The 22,301-nt window shown below is 48.8% G+C and carries 21 protein-coding genes and 1 riboswitch; of the genes, 9 read left to right on the plus strand and 12 right to left on the minus strand.

Annotated elements, in window-relative coordinates:
* Positions 1 to 163: 163 nt before the first annotated feature.
* A complete protein-coding gene (locus T472_RS10930; RefSeq protein ID WP_023383367.1) occupies positions 164 to 1,234 on the plus strand; it encodes a M42 family metallopeptidase in 1,071 nt (356 codons plus the stop codon).
* Positions 1,235 to 1,295: 61 nt separating this feature from the next.
* Positions 1,296 to 1,397, plus strand: a riboswitch (purine riboswitch).
* Positions 1,398 to 1,749: 352 nt separating this feature from the next.
* Positions 1,750 to 2,928 carry a phosphoglycerate dehydrogenase gene (locus T472_RS10935; protein WP_023383366.1) on the plus strand — a complete coding sequence of 393 codons (1,179 nt, stop codon included), beginning with the start codon at positions 1,750 to 1,752 and terminating at the stop codon, positions 2,926 to 2,928.
* A gap of 112 nt (positions 2,929 to 3,040) precedes the next feature.
* Here the strand turns inward: T472_RS10935 and T472_RS10940 are convergent, their stop codons facing one another.
* Positions 3,041 to 3,505: a methylated-DNA--[protein]-cysteine S-methyltransferase gene (locus T472_RS10940; protein ID WP_023383365.1), complete on the minus strand. Its 465-nt coding sequence runs from the start codon at positions 3,503 to 3,505 to the stop codon at positions 3,041 to 3,043.
* A gap of 207 nt (positions 3,506 to 3,712) precedes the next feature.
* Between T472_RS10940 and T472_RS10945 the strand changes: the two genes are divergently transcribed.
* Positions 3,713 to 4,738, plus strand: a complete 1,026-nt coding sequence (locus T472_RS10945) for a glycosyltransferase family 4 protein (protein WP_040907405.1) — start codon at positions 3,713 to 3,715, stop codon at positions 4,736 to 4,738.
* 40 nt (positions 4,739 to 4,778) lie between these two features.
* Here T472_RS10945 and T472_RS10950 read toward each other — a convergent pair whose 3' ends face one another.
* Entirely contained in the window at positions 4,779 to 5,924 is a 1,146-nt protein-coding gene (locus tag T472_RS10950) for a pyridoxal-phosphate-dependent aminotransferase family protein (RefSeq protein WP_023383363.1), read from the minus strand.
* Between the two features lie 210 nt (positions 5,925 to 6,134).
* On the opposite strand from T472_RS10950, the gene T472_RS10955 reads away from it, so the two are divergent.
* Positions 6,135 to 6,437, plus strand: coding sequence for a DUF6506 family protein (locus tag T472_RS10955; RefSeq protein ID WP_023863598.1), 303 nt, complete (start codon positions 6,135 to 6,137; stop codon positions 6,435 to 6,437).
* A 194-nt stretch (positions 6,438 to 6,631) separates the two neighbouring features.
* Here the strand turns inward: T472_RS10955 and T472_RS10960 are convergent, their stop codons facing one another.
* The 10 genes from T472_RS10960 to nifH all read right to left on the minus strand — a co-directional run bounded on the left by T472_RS10960 (position 6,632) and on the right by nifH (position 17,374).
* Positions 6,632 to 7,447, minus strand: a complete 816-nt coding sequence (locus tag T472_RS10960; RefSeq protein WP_023388913.1) for a hydroxymethylglutaryl-CoA lyase-like TIM-barrel protein — start codon at positions 7,445 to 7,447, stop codon at positions 6,632 to 6,634.
* Entirely contained in the window at positions 7,407 to 8,363 is a 957-nt protein-coding gene (locus T472_RS10965; protein ID WP_023388912.1) for a homocitrate synthase/isopropylmalate synthase family protein, read from the minus strand. The genes T472_RS10960 and T472_RS10965 overlap by 41 nt, the downstream gene beginning before the upstream one ends.
* A gap of 35 nt (positions 8,364 to 8,398) precedes the next feature.
* A complete protein-coding gene (locus tag T472_RS10970) occupies positions 8,399 to 8,707 on the minus strand; it encodes a 2Fe-2S ferredoxin (RefSeq protein ID WP_023388911.1) in 309 nt (102 codons plus the stop codon).
* A 14-nt stretch (positions 8,708 to 8,721) separates the two neighbouring features.
* Entirely contained in the window at positions 8,722 to 11,397 is a 2,676-nt protein-coding gene (gene nifB, locus T472_RS10975; RefSeq protein WP_023388910.1) for a nitrogenase cofactor biosynthesis protein NifB, read from the minus strand.
* The gene (nifE, locus tag T472_RS10980; RefSeq protein WP_023388909.1) at positions 11,394 to 12,725 is read right to left on the minus strand and encodes a nitrogenase iron-molybdenum cofactor biosynthesis protein NifE; all 1,332 of its coding nucleotides are present in this window, start codon (positions 12,723 to 12,725) and stop codon (positions 11,394 to 11,396) included. The genes nifB and nifE overlap by 4 nt, the downstream gene beginning before the upstream one ends.
* Positions 12,726 to 12,831: 106 nt before the next feature.
* Positions 12,832 to 14,199 carry a nitrogenase component 1 gene (locus T472_RS10985; RefSeq protein ID WP_023388908.1) on the minus strand — a complete coding sequence of 456 codons (1,368 nt, stop codon included), beginning with the start codon at positions 14,197 to 14,199 and terminating at the stop codon, positions 12,832 to 12,834.
* Positions 14,199 to 15,794: a nitrogenase component I subunit alpha gene (locus tag T472_RS10990; protein ID WP_023388907.1), complete on the minus strand. Its 1,596-nt coding sequence runs from the start codon at positions 15,792 to 15,794 to the stop codon at positions 14,199 to 14,201. Before T472_RS10990 ends, T472_RS10985 begins: the two co-directional genes overlap by 1 nt.
* A 13-nt stretch (positions 15,795 to 15,807) precedes the next feature.
* On the minus strand, positions 15,808 to 16,182 hold the full coding sequence (locus tag T472_RS10995) for a P-II family nitrogen regulator (protein WP_023388906.1): 375 nt from the start codon (positions 16,180 to 16,182) through the stop codon (positions 15,808 to 15,810).
* 15 nt (positions 16,183 to 16,197) lie between these two features.
* Positions 16,198 to 16,524, minus strand: a complete 327-nt coding sequence (locus T472_RS11000) for a P-II family nitrogen regulator (protein WP_023388905.1) — start codon at positions 16,522 to 16,524, stop codon at positions 16,198 to 16,200.
* Between the two features lie 28 nt (positions 16,525 to 16,552).
* Positions 16,553 to 17,374: a nitrogenase iron protein gene (nifH, locus tag T472_RS11005; RefSeq protein ID WP_023388904.1), complete on the minus strand. Its 822-nt coding sequence runs from the start codon at positions 17,372 to 17,374 to the stop codon at positions 16,553 to 16,555.
* Positions 17,375 to 17,868: 494 nt separating this feature from the next.
* Here nifH and T472_RS11010 point away from each other — a divergent pair, with 494 nt between their 5' ends.
* The 5 genes from T472_RS11010 to T472_RS11030 are packed head-to-tail and all read left to right on the plus strand — an operon-like array spanning position 17,869 to position 22,114.
* Positions 17,869 to 18,486, plus strand: coding sequence for a Fe-only nitrogenase accessory AnfO family protein (locus tag T472_RS11010; protein ID WP_023388903.1), 618 nt, complete (start codon positions 17,869 to 17,871; stop codon positions 18,484 to 18,486).
* 5 nt (positions 18,487 to 18,491) lie between these two features.
* The gene (locus T472_RS11015) at positions 18,492 to 19,445 is read left to right on the plus strand and encodes a hypothetical protein (protein ID WP_023388902.1); all 954 of its coding nucleotides are present in this window, start codon (positions 18,492 to 18,494) and stop codon (positions 19,443 to 19,445) included.
* 20 nt (positions 19,446 to 19,465) lie between these two features.
* A complete protein-coding gene (gene modA, locus T472_RS11020) occupies positions 19,466 to 20,338 on the plus strand; it encodes a molybdate ABC transporter substrate-binding protein (protein WP_023388901.1) in 873 nt (290 codons plus the stop codon).
* Between the two features lie 31 nt (positions 20,339 to 20,369).
* Positions 20,370 to 21,065: a molybdate ABC transporter permease subunit gene (modB, locus tag T472_RS11025; protein ID WP_023388900.1), complete on the plus strand. Its 696-nt coding sequence runs from the start codon at positions 20,370 to 20,372 to the stop codon at positions 21,063 to 21,065.
* 2 nt (positions 21,066 to 21,067) lie between these two features.
* Positions 21,068 to 22,114 (plus strand): sulfate/molybdate ABC transporter ATP-binding protein, encoded by a 1,047-nt coding sequence (locus T472_RS11030; protein WP_023388899.1) that lies wholly within the window; start codon positions 21,068 to 21,070, stop codon positions 22,112 to 22,114.
* Positions 22,115 to 22,301: the final 187 nt, after the last annotated feature.

The raw sequence follows: 22,301 nt of genomic DNA on the forward strand, positions 1-22,301 counted from the left end.
CGGATATTGATAAACATTTGTACTCTCAAGGGACACATCACCACAAAAAAAGCGAATGATTCCCACATTTTTCTGAAAAATATTAATAAAATATTTTTTTAAAACTCCAAGTGGTATACTGAAAATATGCAAAATACAGTCAAGTTCCAAAGGAGACAATGATATGTCAGATACCAAGCTCATGGAAAGGCTATCTAACGCCTTCGGTCCTTCAGGATTTGAGGAGGATGTGGTTACGGTAATAAGGGAAGCTCTTAGGGATTTCGATATTTCGGTCGATCCCATGAACAACCTGTTCGCATCATTGAAGACAAATACCGGTACGAGACCGATAGTCATGCTAGACGCCCATCTGGACGAGGTCGGCTTCATGGTCCAGTACATTGCAGGAAACGGCCTTATCGGTTTTGTCAACCTGGGAGGATGGGTCGCTTCAAACGTTCCGGCACACAGGGTGCTCATAAGGAACGGGAAGGGGGAAATGATACCAGGGGTAATAGCTTCAAGACCTCCCCACTTCATGACTGATGCTGAGAAATCATCCGTACCTGACTTCGAGTCGATGATGATCGATGTCGGGGCACGAAACAGGGAGGAAGTAACAGACTGCTTCGGCATTCATCCTGGTGACCCAGTCGCTCCGGATGTGGCATTCGAGACAGCAAGGAACGGTTTCCTAATGGGAAAGGCTTTCGACAACAGGCTGGGCTGTTACGCGATCATCGGGACACTCAGAAGACTTAATGATGCGGAACTGAATGTTGACGTAGTAGGCTGCTTCGCTTCCCAGGAAGAGGTAGGCATGCGCGGAGCTGAGGTTACAGTCAAGGTTGCAAAGCCTGACCTCGCGATAGTCTTCGAAGGATCTCCTGCAGATGATTTCTTAACCGACAGGGACAAGGCTCAAGGTGTCCTTGGTAATGGCACCCAGATAAGGCACTTCGACCAGAGTTATGTCAGCAGTCCGCAATTCATAGCATATGCCAGATCCATAGCGGAGGAATCAGGCATCCCATACCAATCGGCCGTGAGGAGGCGTGGTTCAACAGATGCAGGGAGGATCCATGTTTCACATAAGGCGGTACCTGTGCTTGTCCTTGGAATTCCATCAAGGTACGTACATACCCACTACAACTACGCATGCCCTAAAGACGTCGAAGCGACTGTAAGCCTTGCTGTAGAAACAATAACGAAGCTTTCACCGGAAAACATAAACATGCTGGTCAAACGGTAATCTGTTAAATTTACGAACATTTTTTAAAAAATCTTGATTATCGTTCACTTTTTTAGTATCATGTAGACAATAAGGATTCTCTCATATAATTCCTGTGATACGGACGGGAAGTTTCTACGAGGCGGCCATTAACTGCCTGGCTATGGGTGTTTTCAGCATACGGATGCAAAGGGGTATCCCCTTGTTTCCCATGCCCGAAAACCGGACCCATCGCCTGATGTATCCGGTTTTTCTCTTGCCATTCACAATTATTCAGATAGATGTTACCACTTGCAGCGTGCCATGGCGACCCCAACGGGCAAGCCCGGCCATGGCGCAAAACCCCTTTGCCGTCCCGGCGCTGACCCCCCGGGCGGCTTTCTTTTCACATTACGACCCAATACGAATTCCCTTATGAAAACAGCAAAAGGAAAATAGATAAAAAAATAACGTACACTTTTCAAAAAGGTACTTGCTATGTTCGTCAATAAAGATTAGAATTATAAACATTCAAATTGTGTGTGAGGTGTGGACGTATGTACGCTATAAAAACATTGAACAATATTTCAGACAAAGGCATGAAGCTTTTCACAAGTGAGTATGACCTCTCAGGGGAAGGCAAGGCAGACGGTATACTCCTCAGAAGCTACAGCATGCACGGAATGGAGCTTGATGACTCCGTAAAGGTGATAGCCAGGGCAGGAGCCGGTGTCAACAATATACCTACGGAAGAATACGCTGAAAAGGGCATCGTGGTGTGCAACACGCCTGGCGCCAACGCAAACGCAGTAAAGGAGCTCGTCCTTCTCGGACTTCTGATGTCATCGAGAAATGTGGTTGACGCGGTTGACTGGGTAAGGTCCATAAAGGATAATCCTGATGCTGAAAAGGTCGTTGAAAAGGAAAAAGGAAGATTCACCGGACAGGAACTGACCGGAAAGAAGATTGGAATAATAGGGCTTGGAGCTATCGGCGCACTCGTTGCGAACATGTGCACATCACTCAAGATGGATGTCTACGGCTATGACCCGTTCATATCCGTCAGCGCAGCATGGGGCCTTAGCTACAAGGTAAAGAGAGTCGAGAATGTTGACATGATCCTGAACAACTGTGATTATGTTTCACTTCATGTTCCTCTCATCGAGCAGACAAAGAACATAATAACAGCAGACAGGCTGAAGAATGCGAAAAAGGGCCTCATACTCCTGAATTTCGCAAGGGGTGGTCTTGTTCCTGAGGCAGCCATCAAGGAAGCTCTGGAGCTTGGCAGCGTATCGACGTATGTCACTGATTTCCCGAACAACAACCTTCTTAACATGAAGAATGTGATATGCATACCTCACCTTGGAGCATCCACTGAGGAATCAGAGGAGAACTGCGCAATTATGGCTGTAAACGCAACTATGGAATTCCTTGAGAATGGAAACATAGTCAATTCAGTGAACTATCCTGAGTGCTGCATGGGTCCTGCAGATAAAAGAGACAGGATATCAATATGCAACAGGAACATACCTAACATGGTCGGACAGATTTCAGGGATACTCGCTGAAAAAGGCATGAACATAGCAGAAATGAAGAACCAATCAAAGGGTAATTACGCTTATACGCTAATTGATACAGACAACGATGTTGACGAGGACACACTGGACAGGCTCAAATCCATAGAGGGAGTCATCAGGGTAAGGCTTATCAAAGCCAGGAACAAAGTCAGCTAAATTATTTTCGTTATCCCCTACCTTCCGGATAAGTATAGAAACACCGGCTGGACCTGCCGTCCACCGGTGTTTCATGCGTCCGTGGATAATATTGAATGTTACTTTGCCACTTCTACCTATTCTTCTCTTCAATCTCCAGAAGCTTCCTTTTTGCTTCCAGTCCCCCTGAATACCCAGTGAGGCCCCCTTTCGAACCCACTACCCTGTGGCATGGGATTATGATCGGCAGTGCGTTCCTGTTGTTTGCGGCGCCTACAGCCCTTACCGCCTTGGGCTTGCCAACAGCTTCGGCTACTTGGCCGTAAGTCCTTGTCTCACCATAAGGTATCTTCAGAAGCTCGTTCCACACCTTCTCCTGGAACTTTGTTCCTTCAACCAGCAATGGCAGGCCGAATACTTTTCTTTTCCCTGAAAGATACTCTTCAATCTGGTCAAAGGCCTTCCTTATCATCATTGTCTCACCCGTCACAGCACCTTCAGGCACTTCACTACCGAACACAATGTCAGTGATGTATCCATTCTCTTCCATGATCCCGATAAGCCCGATTTCAGTTTCGTAATTAAATGCATTCTTCATTTCCCCACCCCCACCAATATTATATCCTCCATAAGCAGTTCCTATTCAAAAAAAGCTCAATTCTCAATATCATAGTATCTTTACAATCCTCATGAATGCATCTTGGTCAGGGTTAACCGGAGTGTACCTCTTCCTATCCATATGTACTATAATGAAATAGAGGAATATACTATGATATTCCATATTCAAGAACCGGAGGTGCTGCAAGTGATCACAATTAACATTAAGTCCGAGGCAGATTCCATCAAGGGCCATGGAGTGCTTTCAGCCCATGATGAGCAGCTCCAGCTTGTAATGAGCACCCTTTCAGACACCTTCGAGTTTTACGACAACACAAACAAGACGTGCGACATTACACATTTTCAGACAGTGAACTTCACATATCTTCTCCGCTTCTTCATCTACAAGAGAAACGGAAGTACTGTTGCTCATGTTCACTTCCTGCCTGAGACCGTTGACAAGAGCCTGAACCTTCCCTGGATTGCACGCAAGGTATTTTATTGGTACCTGATAAGGTTCTACAGGAACGCTGATTACCTGGTAACCGTGAATCCTTATTTCATAAAGGCGATTTGCAGGTACGGCATCGACAGTAAAAGGGTCCGGTACATACCAAACTTCGTATCATCCGAGAATTTTTATCCCATTGGTGCATCAAAGGGAGAATTGCGAAGAGAGTTCGGACTGCCTGAAGACAGGTTCACAGTCCTTTGCGCAGGTCAGCTCCAGGAAAGGAAGGGGGTCATAGATTTTGTTGAGGCTGCACGAAGAATGCCTGACGCTGAGTTCGTATGGGCTGGCGATTTTTCATTCGGCGTCATCTCATCAGGTTATTCAATCATTAAGGACCTTGTCGGCTCACACCCTTCAAATGTTCATTTTCTTGGTCTTGTGGATCATGAAAGGATGAACAGCTTATACAACCTCTCGGATGTCATGTTCCTTCCATCCTATGACGAGCTTTTCCCCATGACCATCCTTGAGGCAATGAGCTGCCACATACCTATACTACTCAGGGACCTTCCCGAATATGAGAGTGTGCTCTTCGATTTCTATCTCAAAGGCTCTGACAACGATGATTTCATTTCTCAGCTTGAAAGGCTCATGAACGACGGGGCCTTTCGGGAAGAGGCATCAGCCATGGCAGAAAGAGGCGCCAAGTTCTACAGCGCCGAAAGGATATCCGAAAAGTGGAGAGAATTCTACCTTGAGGTCTACAATTCAAGAAGATAGTCAGTCCCGCAAGGCATAGCCAAGCGGGACTCATGGTTCCCTATCCCATCATTTCCTTCATGAACACGCCTACACCTTTACCAAGCTCTGAATGCTTTCCAAGCCTGTATAGCGTCCTCTCGATTGCAGCTATCGCTGAAACAGAGTCATGCATGTCAATGTTGCCCATGTGACCCAGCCTGAACATCCTGCCTGCATATGCCCCGAGGCCACCAGCTACGAATACCCCTTCTTCGGAGAGTGTATTCCTGAATTCAAGGTCATCAACCCCCTCCGGGTATATGAGGTTTGAAAGGGTCACTGCACGGTATCCCTCTTCAGCGAGTATCCTGAAGCCAAGCGCTTCCATTGCAGCCTGTGTAGCTTTTGCCACCTTCCTGTGCCTGTCCTGCCTTTCCTTCAGACCTTCCTCGTTTATGATCCTTACAGCATCCTTCAGTGCCCAGATGAGGTTCACGGCAGGAGTAGCGAAATACTTGGCAGGGTTCTCCATTATCGGAAGCCACTTTTCAAAGTCTATGTAGAATTCAGGGATTGTTCCGAGCTGTTTCCTTCTTTCAAGTGCCTTTTTCCCTGCCCATACAATGGCAAGCCCAGGGCTAACACCAAAAGCCTTCTGCGACCCTGTCAGGAGGACATCTATCCCCATCCCGGCCATATCCTCAGGTTCTGCTGCGGATGCGCAGACGCCATCAACGATGTATATCGTTTCCGGATGCTTCCTCATCATCTCTCCAATTTCAGCAACAGGAGCGCACACTCCGGTTGCAGTGTCCACATGTGTCACTGTGACCGCAGCGTAGCTCTTCTCTGAAAGCTTCCTGTCGATCTCCTCTACAGGGACAGCCTTTCCCCATTCACTGGCAAGGACATCAACATTTAGTCCCTTCCTCTGGCAAAGGTCTATGAACCTGTCTCCGAAGAAACCATGGGATACAAGAAGGATGTTGTCACCCCGTTTAGTGACATTTGCAACAGCCATTTCCATTGCCATGGTTCCTGTCCCGGCAACCACGAATACTTCCCCATCTGTATTCATCATTACCTTGAGATCCTCGATCAGACCCTTGAAATCCCTGACGAACAAAGGGTCTCCGAATGCGGTCGTCTCCCTTCCCATTTCGTTCTGTGTTGACCTTGCTACCGGTGTCGGTCCCGGAATCATTACAAGTTTCCTGTTCTTCAACTGACATACCCCCAATATTCTTATTCAGACCTGTATCGTCATTATCCTCATGACAATACTAATCTATGCCACATCCCTATAATTATATCACTAAATGTAAACCATATCATCATTTGAATTCGCCATCACGAATAATGAACATTAGTATGGAATTCAATGATTCGGAGTACTATAATTGGCTTGAGAATACACTCGAAAGGTGGTAATTGCATGGCACTTAATGCAGCATTCATATTCCTGGCTCCAGGAGCAGACCCCGCTGCCCATCGCTCTGTTGTTGTCACACCTGCAGTCACCCTTACTGTTGTTGGAGTACCGGATTACAAGGAGGCAGAGGCAGTCGCGAAAGCACTCGCAGATGAAGGCAATGCAGCTATCGAGCTTTGCGGCGGTTTTGGAATCGAAGGCACCGCAGCAGTCAAGAAGGCAGTTCAGGGTAAGGCAGTAATAGGAGTTGTTCGCTTCGACAATCATCCCGGAATCGAATTCAAGAGTGGAGATGACATATTCTAAATAGCTTACACCTGATAACTGAAAAGCGGCAGTAAGCCGCTTTCAGTTATCATATTTTTTTGTTAATCGCATCTGCTGAACCCTATCCTTCAGTCCTTTTCGCTTTCCTTCAATAGGAACTCCGAAATTGCAGCTTGCCAGGCATTTATGTTAGTCTGACTTCTGAAGATTTTCCAGATTCTGCAGACAGACCATTACCTGCCACTGTAAGTTAGGCATAGGATTTCACTCACTTTCCTTGATAACATCTTCGCATCACCATATGTAGTGCCAGTTTCATAGTAATTACCGATTGCGCCAACCAGTTTTTCCAGATCACAGTTTCCTGCCCGCTCGCCAAGCCCCAGCAATGTAGTTTCAATTCCAAAAGCCCCTGCACGCAGGGCAGCGATTGAGTTAGCAACTGCCATGCCCAGATCATCATGTCCGTGAAACGTTATTGGGGGGCTTCCACTTCGGATCAGACCTGTCACGTAATCAAACGTTCGCTGAGGAGTCATGATACCGACGGTATCTGAGAACTGGACCCTTAGTACGCCCATCTCTCTGAGCCTGGATGAAATTGCCGACATGAATGCGATATCTGCTCTGGATGCATCTTCAAATCCCACTGTCACATTGAATCCCCTGTCCTTAATGAATGCGACACTGCGCAGCAGCTCCTTTTGGAGCCCGCTCCTGCTCGTCCGGAGCTTTGTATGAATGTGGGCATCAGAAATCGGTGCTGATATGTGGATATTGTCAGGAATGCAGCTAATTGCTGCCAGAAGATCAGCCTCATTCATCCGGCACCATACGGATATTTTTGCATTTGAACGGTTTGCAACTATTTCCCGGATTACATCGCATTCGTCCCTGCCCATTGCTGGTGAACCTGCATCAATCTGGTTGATTCCGGCAGCATCGAGCAGCTTTGCGATTTTCACCTTCTGATCAAAAGTTAAAGCGCAGCCTGGTCTCTGCTCTCCGTCACGAAGCGTGGTATCCATGAGATATGCTTTCTGTTTCATGATCCACCCTCACCTTCTCAGCGATCAGAAGAACCTCACTATCAGCAAGAGCTCGTCTGAGACTGACTGCTTCACGCCGCACATCATTAAGCATGAGAGGCAAAGCCTCTGCCGGAAGCTCAAATCCAAGTTTTGACAGACAGTGCTTTAGGCTTACCAGACCCGAATGCTTTCCAACGACTATCTGCCGCTTTGCGCCAACCAAATCCGGAGAGAAGGGCTCGTAGTTCATGGGATCCTTTAGGATGCCATCCACATGGATACCCGACTCCACCTCAAATACGGCATGGCCAACAATAGATTTGTGTGATGGCACCTTTATCCCTGAAATCTCAGTGAACAGCTGGCACATGCGGGGCAACATCGAAAGGTCAAGGCATGGCCTATGCTGCCTGGCAATGTGCAAGGCCATTATCACCTCTTCCAGTGGGGCAAAGCCTCCTACACCCATAAAGGTACCTGCACCATTTCCACCATCCATAAGCCATTCGGTCAATATTGCACCTGCACATCCATAGCCATTATCGGGACAAAGCTCGGCTGACATTGGCAGCAGCCTGCGTATCTTCTGGAATTCGCTTTGAAAATCATATAGTATCAGATCCCCCAGTCCAGTGATGCGTATGTTGTCATGGTGCTTATATCTTTCCAGAAGGCTCAAGTCACAAATGCCGCTAACTTCCATTTCATGACACAAAAGCCAAGAAAACCCCTCCAAATTTTTGGAAGGATCGTCCATCCGCACTACTGTGCGTTCCTTGACCAATGCTGAGCCCAGACGCTGTGCTTCAGTCAAGTTCATCTCGACCCTGTCCACACCCATAAGCAGGAGGAGCTCGTAGAATTCAACCAACGCTTCAGTTTTGCATTTTGTTGTATCAAGGACTGCCAATGTCATATCGGTGAGCCTGATCATATGAACCACCTCCCATTATGAAGTGTAAAACAGCTTTAGATACGGAGAGCTTTGACTGGCGTTCCGCCTTCAAAATGCTCTTCCACGATGGTTTCGATGTCCGATTCGGTGAGATTCCCGTACCAGACACCCTCAGGGTATACCACCATTACAGGACCACGGGCACATATCCCGAAACAGCCGGTGTTGGTGACCATGACATCTCCTGAGAGGTCACGGTCCTCGATTTCCTCCATCAGACGTCCCACCAGATTGACGCTGCCCTTCTGATGACAGAAGCCCTTCAGCTCGCCGCTCAAGCGGCAGCTGTTGCAAACAAAGACATGATACTTGGGTGCTACCATGATATTTCCTCCTTTCAGCCGGCCAGATACTGCTGGACGGCGGTCTTGACGGCATCTTCAATGCGGTCATATGTGGTAAATGAGGCTATCCCACGGGTACGAAGCTTCTCTTTGGGCGCTTCACCGATTCGCATTGAAACAACAGCAGAGCAATCACCAACAGTTGTCAGGATATCTTCTATACGTCCGCTTTTATCCTCATCACGCTTGCCGCCGCCCATCCCATCGCAGCCATTTCCATCGCAGTATTTGGATACTGAACGTCGCTCGCGGAATCGGATTGCGCCACTTGCATATTCGTAGATGTAGAAATCATTTGCCTGGCCGAAGTGCTGATCCACCAGAATGCCACCCTTCGAAGCAACCGCAAGAAGCAGCGGTTTCCCTTTCTCTGCAGGTTCATCGATTATCTTTATGCCACCTGTTCCGCAGCCCCTGAACTCATAGGACTGGTCGTTATCAAGTGTTCCGATCGCATCTGCCCGGCACTGCCGGCAATGGTACATTTGCAGCATGCTCTCACCGCAGGCATTGCGCATTTCTGTTATTTCCCTGTTGGATGTCAGCTCCATGTTTTCAAAGGCTGAACCCTTCACAGGGATCATCTGCATGATGTTTGTGATGTAGCAGCCCATTTCCTTTACGGTCTCCACCACCTTCGGGATATGCTTGTCGTTTATGCCCTTGAGCATGACGATGTTTATCTTGCATATGATCCCGAGGTCGCACAGGCGCTTAATTCCAGAGAGTTGGTTTGCCAGCAGTATGGCTGCTGCGGTCTCGCCGGTATACTTTACGCCCATGAAGCTTATGTGCTTGTATATCCTTGCTCCAATTACCGGATCCACCGCATTAAGGGTAACTGTTACATGGCTGACTCCCAGGTTAACCAGTTCATCAGCATAGAGAGGCAGCATCAGGCCATTGGTCGAAAGGCAGAAGGTAACATCCTTATCAACCTCCCGGATCAGCTTCAGCGCAGCGGATGTCTTTTCCCATTCCGCCAGGGAATCACCGGGCCCTGCTATGCCTACAACACTGAGATTGGGCATCTTGCTCCTGACATAGAGATACTTGTCCCTCGCCTGTTCCGGATTCAGCACTTCGGTGGTGACACCTGGTCTGCTCTCGTTAGGACAGTCAAATTTCCTTACGCAGTAATTGCATTGGACATTGCAGGAAGGTGCAATCGGCAGGTGCATCCGGGCATACCCGGTGCCGCATCCGTTGAAGCATGGATGGGAGGCTGTCTTGGCAGCAATCTCAGTGGCCCTTTCTATCAATATGTCAGTTTTCACAGGTTTATCCATGCTTTTGTCCTCCCCTTTGAAATTTGCGTCGAACATCTTGCCGCGAAATGCTGTTTCCTTGCGGGCAAGAAGCTGATTTGTTACGGAATCGAGTAAAGTCATGCCGCCGTCATAGAGGATAGTGCGTACCCTCTGACCACCCACATGGTCATGGATCGGAAATGCACAGCGGACCAGAGGAAGCTCCAGCTTATCTGCCACGCGCCTGCCATCAGAGGAGCCGATCATAAGGTTAACTCCAAGCTTTCCGCAATAATGTTCGATGGTGTCAAAATCGGTGTTGTCCAGAACCTTGAATTCCTCCACAAAAAACTGCCCTGCCACCTTTTCCAGGTCTGAAGCAACCTTATCTGCAAGCTCAGGGCATTTTGCCCCTGTCGCCACCAGAACTGGCATGATTCCATTTTCGGTACACATTCGTGTCATGGAATAGACAAAGTCCGGTTCACCGAAAATGGCAGCACGACCCTCGGCATTGTACTTGTGAGAGTCTATCATCGCGTCCAGATATCGTCCTCTCTCAGCTCTCACGGTATCGCTCACCATTCCGCCTAAATTTTTCAAAGCGAGCATCAGAGCATCTGTGTCACGGAGGCCGACAGGCAGTGACAATCTCTCGCAGGGGACTCCGAAGGTCTTCTCCAGGTATTCCGCGGGTGACAGGCTTTCTTTTGCAAATGTGGTCAGCTCGAGGGTGCAGCGTGCCCCTGCCATTTTCGAAATGGCTTCCAGTGTGGTTCCTCCAGCAGGCAGGCGGTTATAATCCGGGTTATGTGCGCCATCAAGATTATCCGACAGGTCAGGAAGAAGCGTATATCTGAGTCCTGTGCTGTCCAGAAGAACCTTCAGCGCTCGTGTATCGGCAGGTGACAGGATGCCCGTTATCACATTGATGCCGTCATGGGGCGTAACATCCATATCCACATGGGAGACAATCGCGTGCAGCGCATGGAAGAACCCTTCATACTGGGTTCCGCCGTAGCCTGCGGAGGCTACCGGAATGATTGTGACATCAAGGTCCGGATTCTCTTCATGGAAGGTAGCAATTATTCGCTCTACATCTTCCCCGATGGTCTCGGCCAAACAGGTTGTAGCAACGCCTATGACCTTAGGACCATAAAGCTTTACAAGATTTGCAAGACCCTTTAGCAGATTCTTCTCACCGCCAAATATGGTGCCATGCTCCGTCAATGAGGTTGATGCTATGTCTACAGGCTCATTGTAGTGTGTCGCCATGTGACGACGGATATATGTGGCGCAGCCTTGAGAGCCATGGAGGATCGTCATGCATTTTGCAATGCCGTAAAGTGCTGTGGCAGTACCCATGGGCATGCACATCTTGCAAGGATTCACATTCAGATTGACAAGATCTTTACTCATAGTTCCACCTCCATATAGTTCCATACCGGACTGTTGATGGAACTGTTGATCTCCTGCGTAAAGTTGCGAACACCCTCATAGCCGGCAAGAGCGTGCTTGCGCTCGTGGTTGTGGTCGCAGAAGGCAATCCCCAGCTTATAGGCCAGTGGACGTTCCTTAACGCCGCCAACAAGTATGTTCGCACCCTTTTCCTTCATGAATGTCTCGAGCTCTGCGGGGTTTGCGTCATCCAGTATGATACAGTCCTTCCTCACCAGCTGACCTATCACCTCGTAGTCCTCAGGTTTACCCGTCTGGGTGCCCACAACTACAGTTTCGATACCCATGGTATTGAACTGGCGAATGAGAGAAATGGCTTTGAAGCCTCCTCCAACGTAGATTGCGGCTTTCTTTCCAGATAAGTTCGGGCGGTACAGGTTCTCAAACTCGATAAGCTCCGCTTCCTGCGCTTCGCAAAAGGCCCTGGCCTTCGCGATTGCAGCTTCATCACCCAGTGCCTCTGCCACTCGGAGCAGCGAGGTTGTGGTATCCTCACGTCCGAAAAAGGAGACCTTTATGAACGGTATACCGAACTCTTCCTCCATCTGGTTGGCCAGGCAGGTCATTGAGCCTGCACACTGCACAAGGTTCAATGTGGCTGAGGGTGCCTGAATAAGGCTGTCGTACGTGGCGTCTCCTGTGATTTTCGATACAACAGGGATTCCCAGTATCCTAAGATAGTTCTGAATTATCCACATCTCACCCGCCAGATTGAAGTCGCCCAGGATGTTGACACCCCTCATCTTCGGCTTTCCGCTGTGGGGGCGGATAAGTTCCAGAATTGCCTCGGAGGCCATCTTGTAGCCATATGATTTGTTGCCGGAAAATCCTGGGGATTTGACTGAGATGCAGCGTATGCCGTGTTTCTTTTCAGCTTCCCTGCATACCGCATCCACATCATCACCGATCACCCCGACGATGCATGTGGAATATATGAATATCAGCTTAGGATGGTGCTTTTCGCAGACTTCATCAATGGCGCGAGTTAGCTTTTCAGCACCTCCGAACACGATATCCCGCTCGGACAGGTCAGTGGAAAAGCTGTTTCGGTAGAGGTCGCTGCCGCTAGTCAGTGACCCTCGGATATCCCATGTATAGCTGGCGCATCCTATGGGGCCATGCACAATATGGAACGCGTCAGTGATGGGGTTGAGTACCACACGCGCACCGCAATAGACGCAAGCTCGCTGGCTTACAGCACCGGATACGCTGTCAGTGTCACATCTGATGCTGCCGTGTCCATGTCCGATGGAGTCATGTCTTTCCGTTAGAATTCCTGTTGTCGACATGGTGGGGTCCTCCTTTCTGCTTTATATTCTTAATAGGAAAGGACTGCTCAGGACGCCAGTCGTCCACAAGACAGCCCCTTTGCCTGTGCCTCAGTTATGTTTATCGTTACATGATGACATCAAACTGTTCATCAGGTACATCTCTGTCGATGCGGTCCAGAAGAGCATTTGAGATCTGCTCAACCAGCCTTATCGCACCCTTGTAGCAAGTGATTGGACTGAGTGGATGTCCGTAGCGGTCAAGAACAGGGAATCCTGCCCTGACGAATGGGATATCCTCAGCTCTGGCAATCTGTTTGCCATATGATGAGCCGATGAGAAGATCCACCGGGCTTTGCTTGACCCACTGGTGGAGGTCGAACAGGTCACCGGATTCCTTGGAGACACATTTTTCCCCTACATCATATTTGTCAAAGAGAGCCTTCGTCTTATTCACGAATGCAGCCCCTGGGGTACCTGTCAGCACATACTTGGGTATCATGCCCATCTCCAGTACCAGGGAGGTCAGGCCCAGGACATAATCCGGGTCGCCATAGATTGCACATGTCTTTCCTGTAAACCAGATATGGGAATCCAGCATCAGGTCAATAAGCTGGCCGCGTTCTTCTTCAATTGCATAGGGGATATTGCCGCCGTTCATCTTGGACAGTGCCATGATGAACTTGTCTGTGTTCTCGACTCCAATGGGATAAGGCAGGACCTCATAGTTTACCCTGCACTTTTTCTTAAGCTGCTCGCAAGGCTCGGTTACGGTCATTTCACCCAGACCGATTACGGAATCACAATCCCCAAGTCCGGTGATCTCAGGTATGGTCGTACCCCCCTTTGGATAGATTTCATAGTGGTCGGTCATAGGAGAATCCATCACTCCGGACTGGTCTGGGAACATGGTTATGGGCACATTCATCAGCGCTGCCAGACGCTTGAATTCCCTCAGGTCACCCGGATTGGACCAGCTTGGCAATATGGCTGTCTTCCCGTTTTTTACGCCGGTATTCTTTGACAGGTACTTTATAAAACCGCACATCATGTTGAAATAGCCGTCTACATGAGAGCCGACGTAGGATGGGGTGTTGCTATGCACTACCAGCTTGTCCTCAGGGATATCCAGATCCATGATGAATGAATTCAGGTCATCTCCGATTGTTTCTGACAGGCAGGTCGTGTGGATAGCAATGATGTCGGGATCATAGATGTCAAAGACATTTTTTGTTCCCTGCTTCAGATTCGCTCCTCCACCGAACACGCAGGCACCCTCGGTAAATGATGAAGTGGAAGCTATTGCGGGTTCCTTGAAGTGGCGGGTCAGGAAAGTCCGGTGATATGCCACGCAGCCCTGAGAGCCATGAGAATACGGCATGCAGTTATGGACGCCAAGGGCACAGTACAGTGCGCCTACAGGCTGGCAGGTCTTGCAGGAGTTTATACGCAGCGCGGTTCGTTCTGAATGCTCCTTGGGAGTTAAATCAAGCATTAGTTTCCACCTCCTATGTGTGCTTCAATGGTGGCACGGTTTTTCCACGGTGGTGAGACCATTCCCCAACAGGGTGTATACAGTCCCATGACCACATCATGGCCGAACTTCATGGCACCCTTGAAACCAGCGTACGGACCGGAATAGTCGTAGCTGTGAAGCTGCCTGGACATTGTCCCGTCCTTCTGGATGGCGTACTTGTCCTTAACGCCGGTAAAGAATATATCAGGCTTCAGGATACGGGTAAAGGCTTCGGTCTCATAATGGTTAAGGTCGTCAACCACCAGTGAGCCCTCTTCCATTCCATGCATCATGCCCTTATACTCACTCAGCGGAATTTCCGCCTTAACAGCTTCAAGCTGCTCTGGAGTTAGGTAAGCGTGATATTTTTCCGGATCTGCTTCCACTGTCATATGCTCGATGTTCTTCCCGTCCGCGTCTTCCTTGATTGTCGGAATAACATCCCTGCCTTCATAGTCGTCGCGGTGTGCGAACTCATATCCCGCCAGTACTGTCTTTACCCCGAAATCATTAAGCAGAAGCTGGTAGTGATGGGCCCTGGAGCCTCCGACATAGAGCGCAGCGGTCTTTCCTGTAAGCCTTGTACGGTAGTGTTCCCTCTCCGCTGCCACCTCAGCCATTTCTTCCGCAATTACAGCCTCAATGCGATCAATCAGCTTCTGGTCACCGAAAAATTTCCCGATGTCCCTAAGAGTATTGCAAGTGGACTCCAAACCTATGAAGTTGACCTTCAGCCAGGGAATGCCGTACTTTACTTCCATCATCTCGGCAATATAGTTGATTGAGCGGTGGCACATTACGAGATTGAGGTTTGCCATATGGGCTGCCTTCAGGTCGTCAATGGCTGCATCTCCAGTAAAGGAAGTACGCACATCAATGCCGCATTTGTTCAGGATACGGATCTGCTCGAATCCGTCACCTCCAATGTTGTACTCTCCCAGGATATTGACGGTAAACGGGTTTTCAATCGGCGTATCCTTGGTACCGATAACCTGCTTCATCAGTCCGTTGTTCGCAATGTGGTGTCCTGCTGACTGGGAAACTCCCTTATAGCCCTCGCAGGAGAATGCTATGCAGGTTATCCCATAGAGCTTTTCCGTTTCGGTCGCCACTGCCTGAACATCGTCGCCTATCAGGCCTACAGGACAGGTGGAGCAGATCATTATCGCCTTCGGGTTGAAGATCTCCATAGCTTCCTTGATTGCCTGACGGAGTTTTTTCTCGCCTCCGAACACAATGTCCGGCTCCTGCATATCTGTGGAAAACATATATTGAACGAATACAGGCTCACCCTCTTTCGAGGCTTTTGCCTGGTTGCGGCGTGTTCCCCAGGAATAGAAGCCGCAGCCGATAGGTCCGTGGGTTATGGTCAGGACGTCCTTGATAGGACCGACTACCACGCCCTTGCATCCGGCATAGCAGCACCCTCGTTCAGTTATGATTCCGGGAGCGGAGCGTGCGTTGGCAGCGATTGTCGGAATCTCTCCGTTTCCATCCATTACGATTATGTGTTCCTTGCGGTTTTTATAGATTCTGGCACTATATTTATCCAGTACCATTGTTTTTGCGTCCATTTAGCTCACCTCCTTATAGGGTCATTTCACCAGTTCTGACCTTGTAGGTCTCAGGTATGTCAAAAACGAATATTTTCCCATCTCCGGGGTTTCCGGTCTGGTTAACACGGATTATCGTGTCCACTGCGTTCTTAACGAATTCATCCTCCACCACAATTGTGAAGAAGCGCTTTGGAATCAGACGTATTGTTTCAGTCATCGCTTCGCCCACGGTGGATACTGGAAGCTCTCCGCTTTCCATTATTATTTCAAGCACGGAGCTGTCTACCATTTTTTTGCCACGTCCCAGGACCCTGCGGCAGGTAAACGCGGGGAATCCCGCTTCACCCAGTGCCTTTTTGGTATCATTGACCTTATTTGTCCTTATGAAGGCCATTACCTCTTTCATGGTATGTACACCTCCTTACAGTCCCTTTTTACCGGTTGAAATGGTATAGGCTTCCTCTACCGGACTAACGAAGATACGTCCGTCGCCATAGTTGCCATTTTCACCTGTTCGGGCTACACGCATGATTATTTTGACTATGTCATCCTTGTCTTCGTCATTCACCACTATCATCAGCATTTCTTTGGGGATCTCATCATATTGGACAGATCCCGCGATGATTCCCTTCTGCTTTCCGCGGCCAAATACATCAGCCTTGGTTACGGCGGGAAATCCTGCACTCAAAAGCTCAGACAGGATATCTCCGGTCTTTTCGGGGCGCACAATTGCTCTTATCAATAACATAGCTATCCTTCCTTTCCGTTTCCGTTTTTTATAGATCCATCAGACCATGTTCCATAAGAATCGCTTCCAGCCTGTCCTGTGTCAATGGCGTCGGAATTACAAACATGTCATTTGTTTCGATCTTTCGGGCAAGTTCCCTGTACTCATCAGCCTGATTCTCATCGGGTGAATACTCTATGACGGTCTTTCTGTTGATCTCCGCACGCTGGACCGCGTTGTCACGGGGAACAAAATGTATCATCCTGGTACCAAGCTCCTTGGCTACCGCTTCAACCAGCTCCGCTTCTCCATCAACATTTCTGGAGTTGCATATGAGGCCGCCCAGGCGAACTCCGCCTGTCTTAGCGTACTTCTGGATACCCTTTGCGATATTGTTGGCAGCGTAGAGCGCCATCATCTCACCTGAACATACTATGTAAATTTCCTGTGCCTTGCCCTCTCTTATCGGCATTGCAAATCCGCCGCACACTACATCGCCCAGTACGTCATAGAACACGTAGTCAAGGTCCGATTCATAGGCACCAAGTCTCTCCAGAAGATTGATCGAGGTGATTATGCCTCGGCCCGCACAGCCGACTCCTGGTTCAGGGCCGCCTGATTCAACGCAGCGTATTCCGCCGTATCCTGGCTTTAGAACAAGCTCAAGGTCAATGTCTTCGCCCTCCTCACGCAGTGTATCAAGAACTGTCTGCTGTGCAAGACCGCCTAAAATCAGACGTGTGGAGTCTGCTTTGGGATCGCAGCCGACAATCATGATCTTCTTTCCCATCTCAGCCAACCCTGCATTGAGGTTCTGTGTCGTGGTAGACTTTCCTATACCGCCCTTACCGTAAATTGCAACCTGTCTCATACTTCCTTACCTCCTTATATTGTTTCCTAAATGTGAATTGAAATAAAAAAGATCCCATTTGACTACATTGTCAAAGGAACCTCTTTGTCACCTTAACCCTACACGACTAAACAAAAAAACGAGGTCTACGCATGCATTTTATGCAGCCTAGACCCCGTTGTCCTTCATTTGCTTATCAGGTATGCACCGAGTATATCAGCATAAAGAACAACATGCAATACATTTTTTGCATTTATTTTCACATTATTCGTAATGTTTTGGAGTTATTTTGCATATTTACCAACAATAATCACCGAAAAGCGAGCATTTGCTAATCACCTGCACTAATGGCATCATCGCGAGAAATACCCGGAAATGACCAAATTTGAAAGAAGTGGTTGCGTTTATATTCATCACCCATTACAATGTCAACAAGCAAGTATCCGTGAGCAAAGGGGCACATCATGAGTGATGTGCCCTTTTTTACGTAAAAACAGCAGGAGAGGTGGATCAGTATGATTAGGAAAATAGCTGCATTAACTTGTTCAGGGGTGCTCTCCTCTCTGGAGGAATGTACCGAGGTGCTGCTTTTTGAGGATGAAGGGGGTTCATGGGGTATCATCGGCAGGCTACCCTTCCGGTTGGAAGGCAGTAAGTCAAATGAAATTCGTGACAGTGTACGCTCGCTTGTTTTGAAGCTTGATTGCAGGGTGATAGCAGCCAGGACAATTTCAGGGATTCCATATCATATCCTTGATGCAGCGGGATTTTCGATCTTTGAGGCAGAGAACCTTTCCGACAGGCTTCTGGATGACATTCTCCTGGATATTTCGATATCGAAAGGTCTGGTCCAAAGTGAGGAGACACCTACAGGGCCAATACCAATCGATGAGGAGGGCCGGTGGTTCCTGGATCTCATTTCTCTGCAGGAAAGGTATCCCGAAATCTCCTCCAAAAAGGCTCTGCGTCCCTTTCTTCAGAACCAGACCTTCCTGGAACTGAAACTTCTCTGTACCCATCTACCGCCATGGCTGGATGCCGAGATGCATGCAAGACATCTTGGCTGCGCTATTGAAACTGACCCGGATGGCCGACTTATGGTGAGCATTTCCCACGCATTATGTAAGGAGTGAGTAAAATGACTATTTATGAAACATTACACGGTGTTACATCATATATCACGGACGAAGATGCAAATGTCAAGAGTTGCCTGCTCTGTGAGGTAAACATTCTGGAGACCGCCTTCGGCAGGCTTGTTCCGAAGTGGAAGGAAGATATCCGCAAAAAGGGAATCCCAAGCCTTTCCTTCTATCCAGGCGGTGTATTGAAATCGGTAGCCCTTGAAGAACAGACCTTGGTTTCCACTCCGCTCGGAAAGTTGCCGGCTGAATTTCTCACCTTCTATCCCGGCGGGGAGCTGCGTCGCATTTTTCCCTGCAACGGCAAGATAACAGCCTACTGGTCTGAGGAGGAAGAGGCAGCGCTTTGCCCTACACTTTCATTTGCCCTTCACTGTGGCGCATTTCGTGCCAAGGTCACGGCAATTCATTTCTATCCCAGCGGCGCATTGCGTTCAATGAGCCTCTGGCCTGACGAAACAGTAGTACTAAGGGCATTCCAAGGCTTCATGCCTACCCGGATCGGATTTTCCCTGTATGAGGGCGGTGCCCTCGAGTCGGTAGAACCCCCATACCCTATGTCCATTGACACCCCCATCGGGGCAATCTCCGCCTTTGACCCTCACGCATTGGGCGTTCACGGTGATTCAAATTCACTTGCTTACAATCAGGACGGCAGTCTTCGGTCAATAACCACAGCAGACAGCAAAATAGAAGTCATCACTCCTGACAGACAAAGTATTTTCTTTGCTCCATCAAAGCGTCAGGATTCCCTGCTGGATGACCGTACAGTTGTAGTGCCGGTTAGAATTTCCTTCACATCGGACAGCATTACATTCGATAATGGCGTAGACATTAAGACCTTTTCTCTCATCGAATGCTGTTTCCGAATATTTTCAGCTGACAGCCTGATTGCCATGGGGTCTGGAAATACTGACTGCAGTGATTGCTCTACATGCAATCGATGCGGATAACGAAAGGATGGTCGATACAAATGAGAAAGAGGATACTTTCACTGGTGCTCATGCTGACGATGGCGTCCAGCCTTGCCGGGTGCACTGGGGTGAACGCTTCCGGAAATCCAATACCTGCTGTTTCTGTCAGCGGTACATCGAATGAACCAGACACAGCCGAAAAGCCAATTGAACTTATCGTCTTCGCAGCAGCATCGATGACCGAGACTCTAAATCAAATCGTTCAAATGTATAAAGTTGTCGACCCCAACGTAACATTCAGCATTAACTACGATTCCTCAGGCACACTTAAAACCCAGATTGAAGAGGGTGCTGACTGTGACATCTTCATCTCCGCATCCAGTAAGCAGATGAACGCCCTGGACATTGCTGCAGATAAAGATGAGAACCCGCTTGGCCTTGACTTCATTCTCGCTGGTACCAGGTTTGACCTGGTATCAAACAGTGTGGTCCTGATTTCTCCTCAGGGCAATCCCAGAGGAGTCAGTTCATTTGAGGATGTGGCGACTGAAAGGGTATCCATGATTGCGCTTGGAAACTCCGATGTACCTGTCGGTCAGTACTCCAGGGAAATCTTCACCTATATCGGCATTTGGGAGCAGCTCATGAGCGCCCAGAAAGTCACCTTCGGCACAAACGTCAAGGAAGTGCTGGCGCAGGTCTCAGAAGGTGCGGTGGATTGCGGTGTTGTCTACAGCACGGATGCAGCCACGTCTTCAGGTATCGAGGTTATTGCCTCAGCTCCCCCCGGCAGCCACAAGGACATCACCTACCCCGCCGCTGTCCTTAATGACTCAGGTGATGTCGAAGCAGCGCAGGCATTCCTAAACTATCTCACTACAGATGAGTGCTCCGCCATATTTGAGTCAGTTGGTTTCGTAATCCCTGACTAGCCAAAAAGTCTTGATGAAGGAGGTGATTGCTGTGGATTGGTTCCCTTTGCTCAATTCTCTGCGCATTGCATTTATAGCTACCATATTCACGTTCGCTTTTGGCATTACAGCTGCCTATTATGTGGTAAAGCTGCCCCGCATTTCCAGGGGTATCCTTGATTGCATATTCACCCTTCCGTTGGTCCTTCCCCCAACTGTGGTCGGGTTTTTCCTTCTCAAATCCCTTGGTCCAAACGGGGTCATCGGGAGTCCGTATCTGGAATTGTTCGGAAGGAAAATAGTCATGACATGGTATGCTTCCATATTTGCAGTGATTATCGTCACATTCCCGCTCATGTACCGAACGGTGCGCGGTGCCTTTGAGTCCTTTGACCATAACCTCATATATGCTGGACAGACCTTAGGTCTCTCAAACACCTATATTTTCTGGCGAATCATCATTCCTGGCTGCAAACACGGCCTCATGTCAGGTACCATACTTGCCTTTGCCCGCGGACTGGGAGAATATGGCGCAACCAGCATGGTGTCGGGCTACATCCCGGGCAGAACCGCCACCATATCCACTACGGTCTACCAGCTATGGAGGGAGGGCAATGATACGCTTGCCTATCAGTGGGTCGGCATCAACCTGATAATATCCTTTGTTGTCCTGGTTGCAGTAAACCTTCTTGAAAAGGGCCATTCCACCAAACCAGCTCCGCTATCCGGTACCGAAGGGGAGGTATAGCTATGTCACTCATTGTAGAAATAAGGAAGTCCCTGGGGCAGTTTCAATTGGATGTTTCCTTTCAGACAGAGCGGGAGATACTCGCGCTGTTAGGCGCCTCAGGCTGCGGAAAAAGTCTGACACTAAAATGCATTGCTGGAATAGAGACCCCCGATGAGGGATACATCGAGCTGAATGGCCGTATCCTATTTGACAGCAGAAGGAAGATCAATCTCACCCCTCAAATGCGTCGGGTGGGATATCTCTTCCAGCAGTATGCGCTGTTCCCGAATATGACAGTGGCTCAGAATATCGCCTGTGGAGTTCCGGACAAGTTTCGCAGCAAGGAGGTGGTGATTGAGAAGATCTCTGCCTTTCAGCTGAATGGAATGGAGAAAAAATACCCGCATCAGCTTTCAGGGGGACAGATGCAGCGGGTGGCACTTGCGCGGATTTTAGCAAGCGAGCCAGAGCTGCTGCTGCTGGACGAACCTTTTTCCGCACTGGACAGTTACCTCAAATGGCAAATGGAATTGGAGCTTGACGATACGCTTTCTTCCTTCGACGGAACTGCAATCTTTGTCTCCCACAGCCGCGATGAGGTCTACCGCCTATGTGACAGTGTTTCGGTCCTGAACTGCGGACGCTCAGAGACTAAAATCCCTGTAAAATCTCTCTTCGAGGACCCCAGGACCCTATCCTCCTGTCTCCTTTCCGGCTGCAAAAACTACTCCCGAATAAAGGTGTCAGGTATACATGTCGAGGCTTTGGACTGGGGTGTAACCCTGGAAGTCAACAGAGAAATCCCTATTGATGCAAAATATCTGGGTGTAAGGTCCCGATCCTTTATACCTTCACTGAAAGCAGGCTGCAACAGTATCCACTGCAAGGTAGAACGGGTCATGGATGATGTCTTCACTACCGTTGTGATGCTTTCAACACCCGCAGGAAAGATAGGCTATTCCGTTCTCCGCATGGAAATAAGCAAGGCAGCATGGACAGCCTTAAGCAACCCCTCAGAGCTATATCTCCATATCGATCCTGCGAATATCATGCTGTTGCGAGATTAGTGTGAAAAGCAGTAATTCCATACTTATGAAGGGTGCCCGAGCAATTCTCGAATTGGAGTTGTTTGCCTGACTAATCTTCCCGGAATCGAATTCAAGAGCGGAGATGACATATCCAAATTTGAAACAAAGCAAACCCAGAAAATTCATCTTGTAGATAATATCGTTTTATAAAGGCTCAATCACAAAT

The sequence above is a fragment of the Youngiibacter fragilis 232.1 genome (assembly GCF_000495435.3).
Classification (GTDB): domain Bacteria; phylum Bacillota; class Clostridia; order Clostridiales; family Clostridiaceae; genus Youngiibacter; species Youngiibacter fragilis.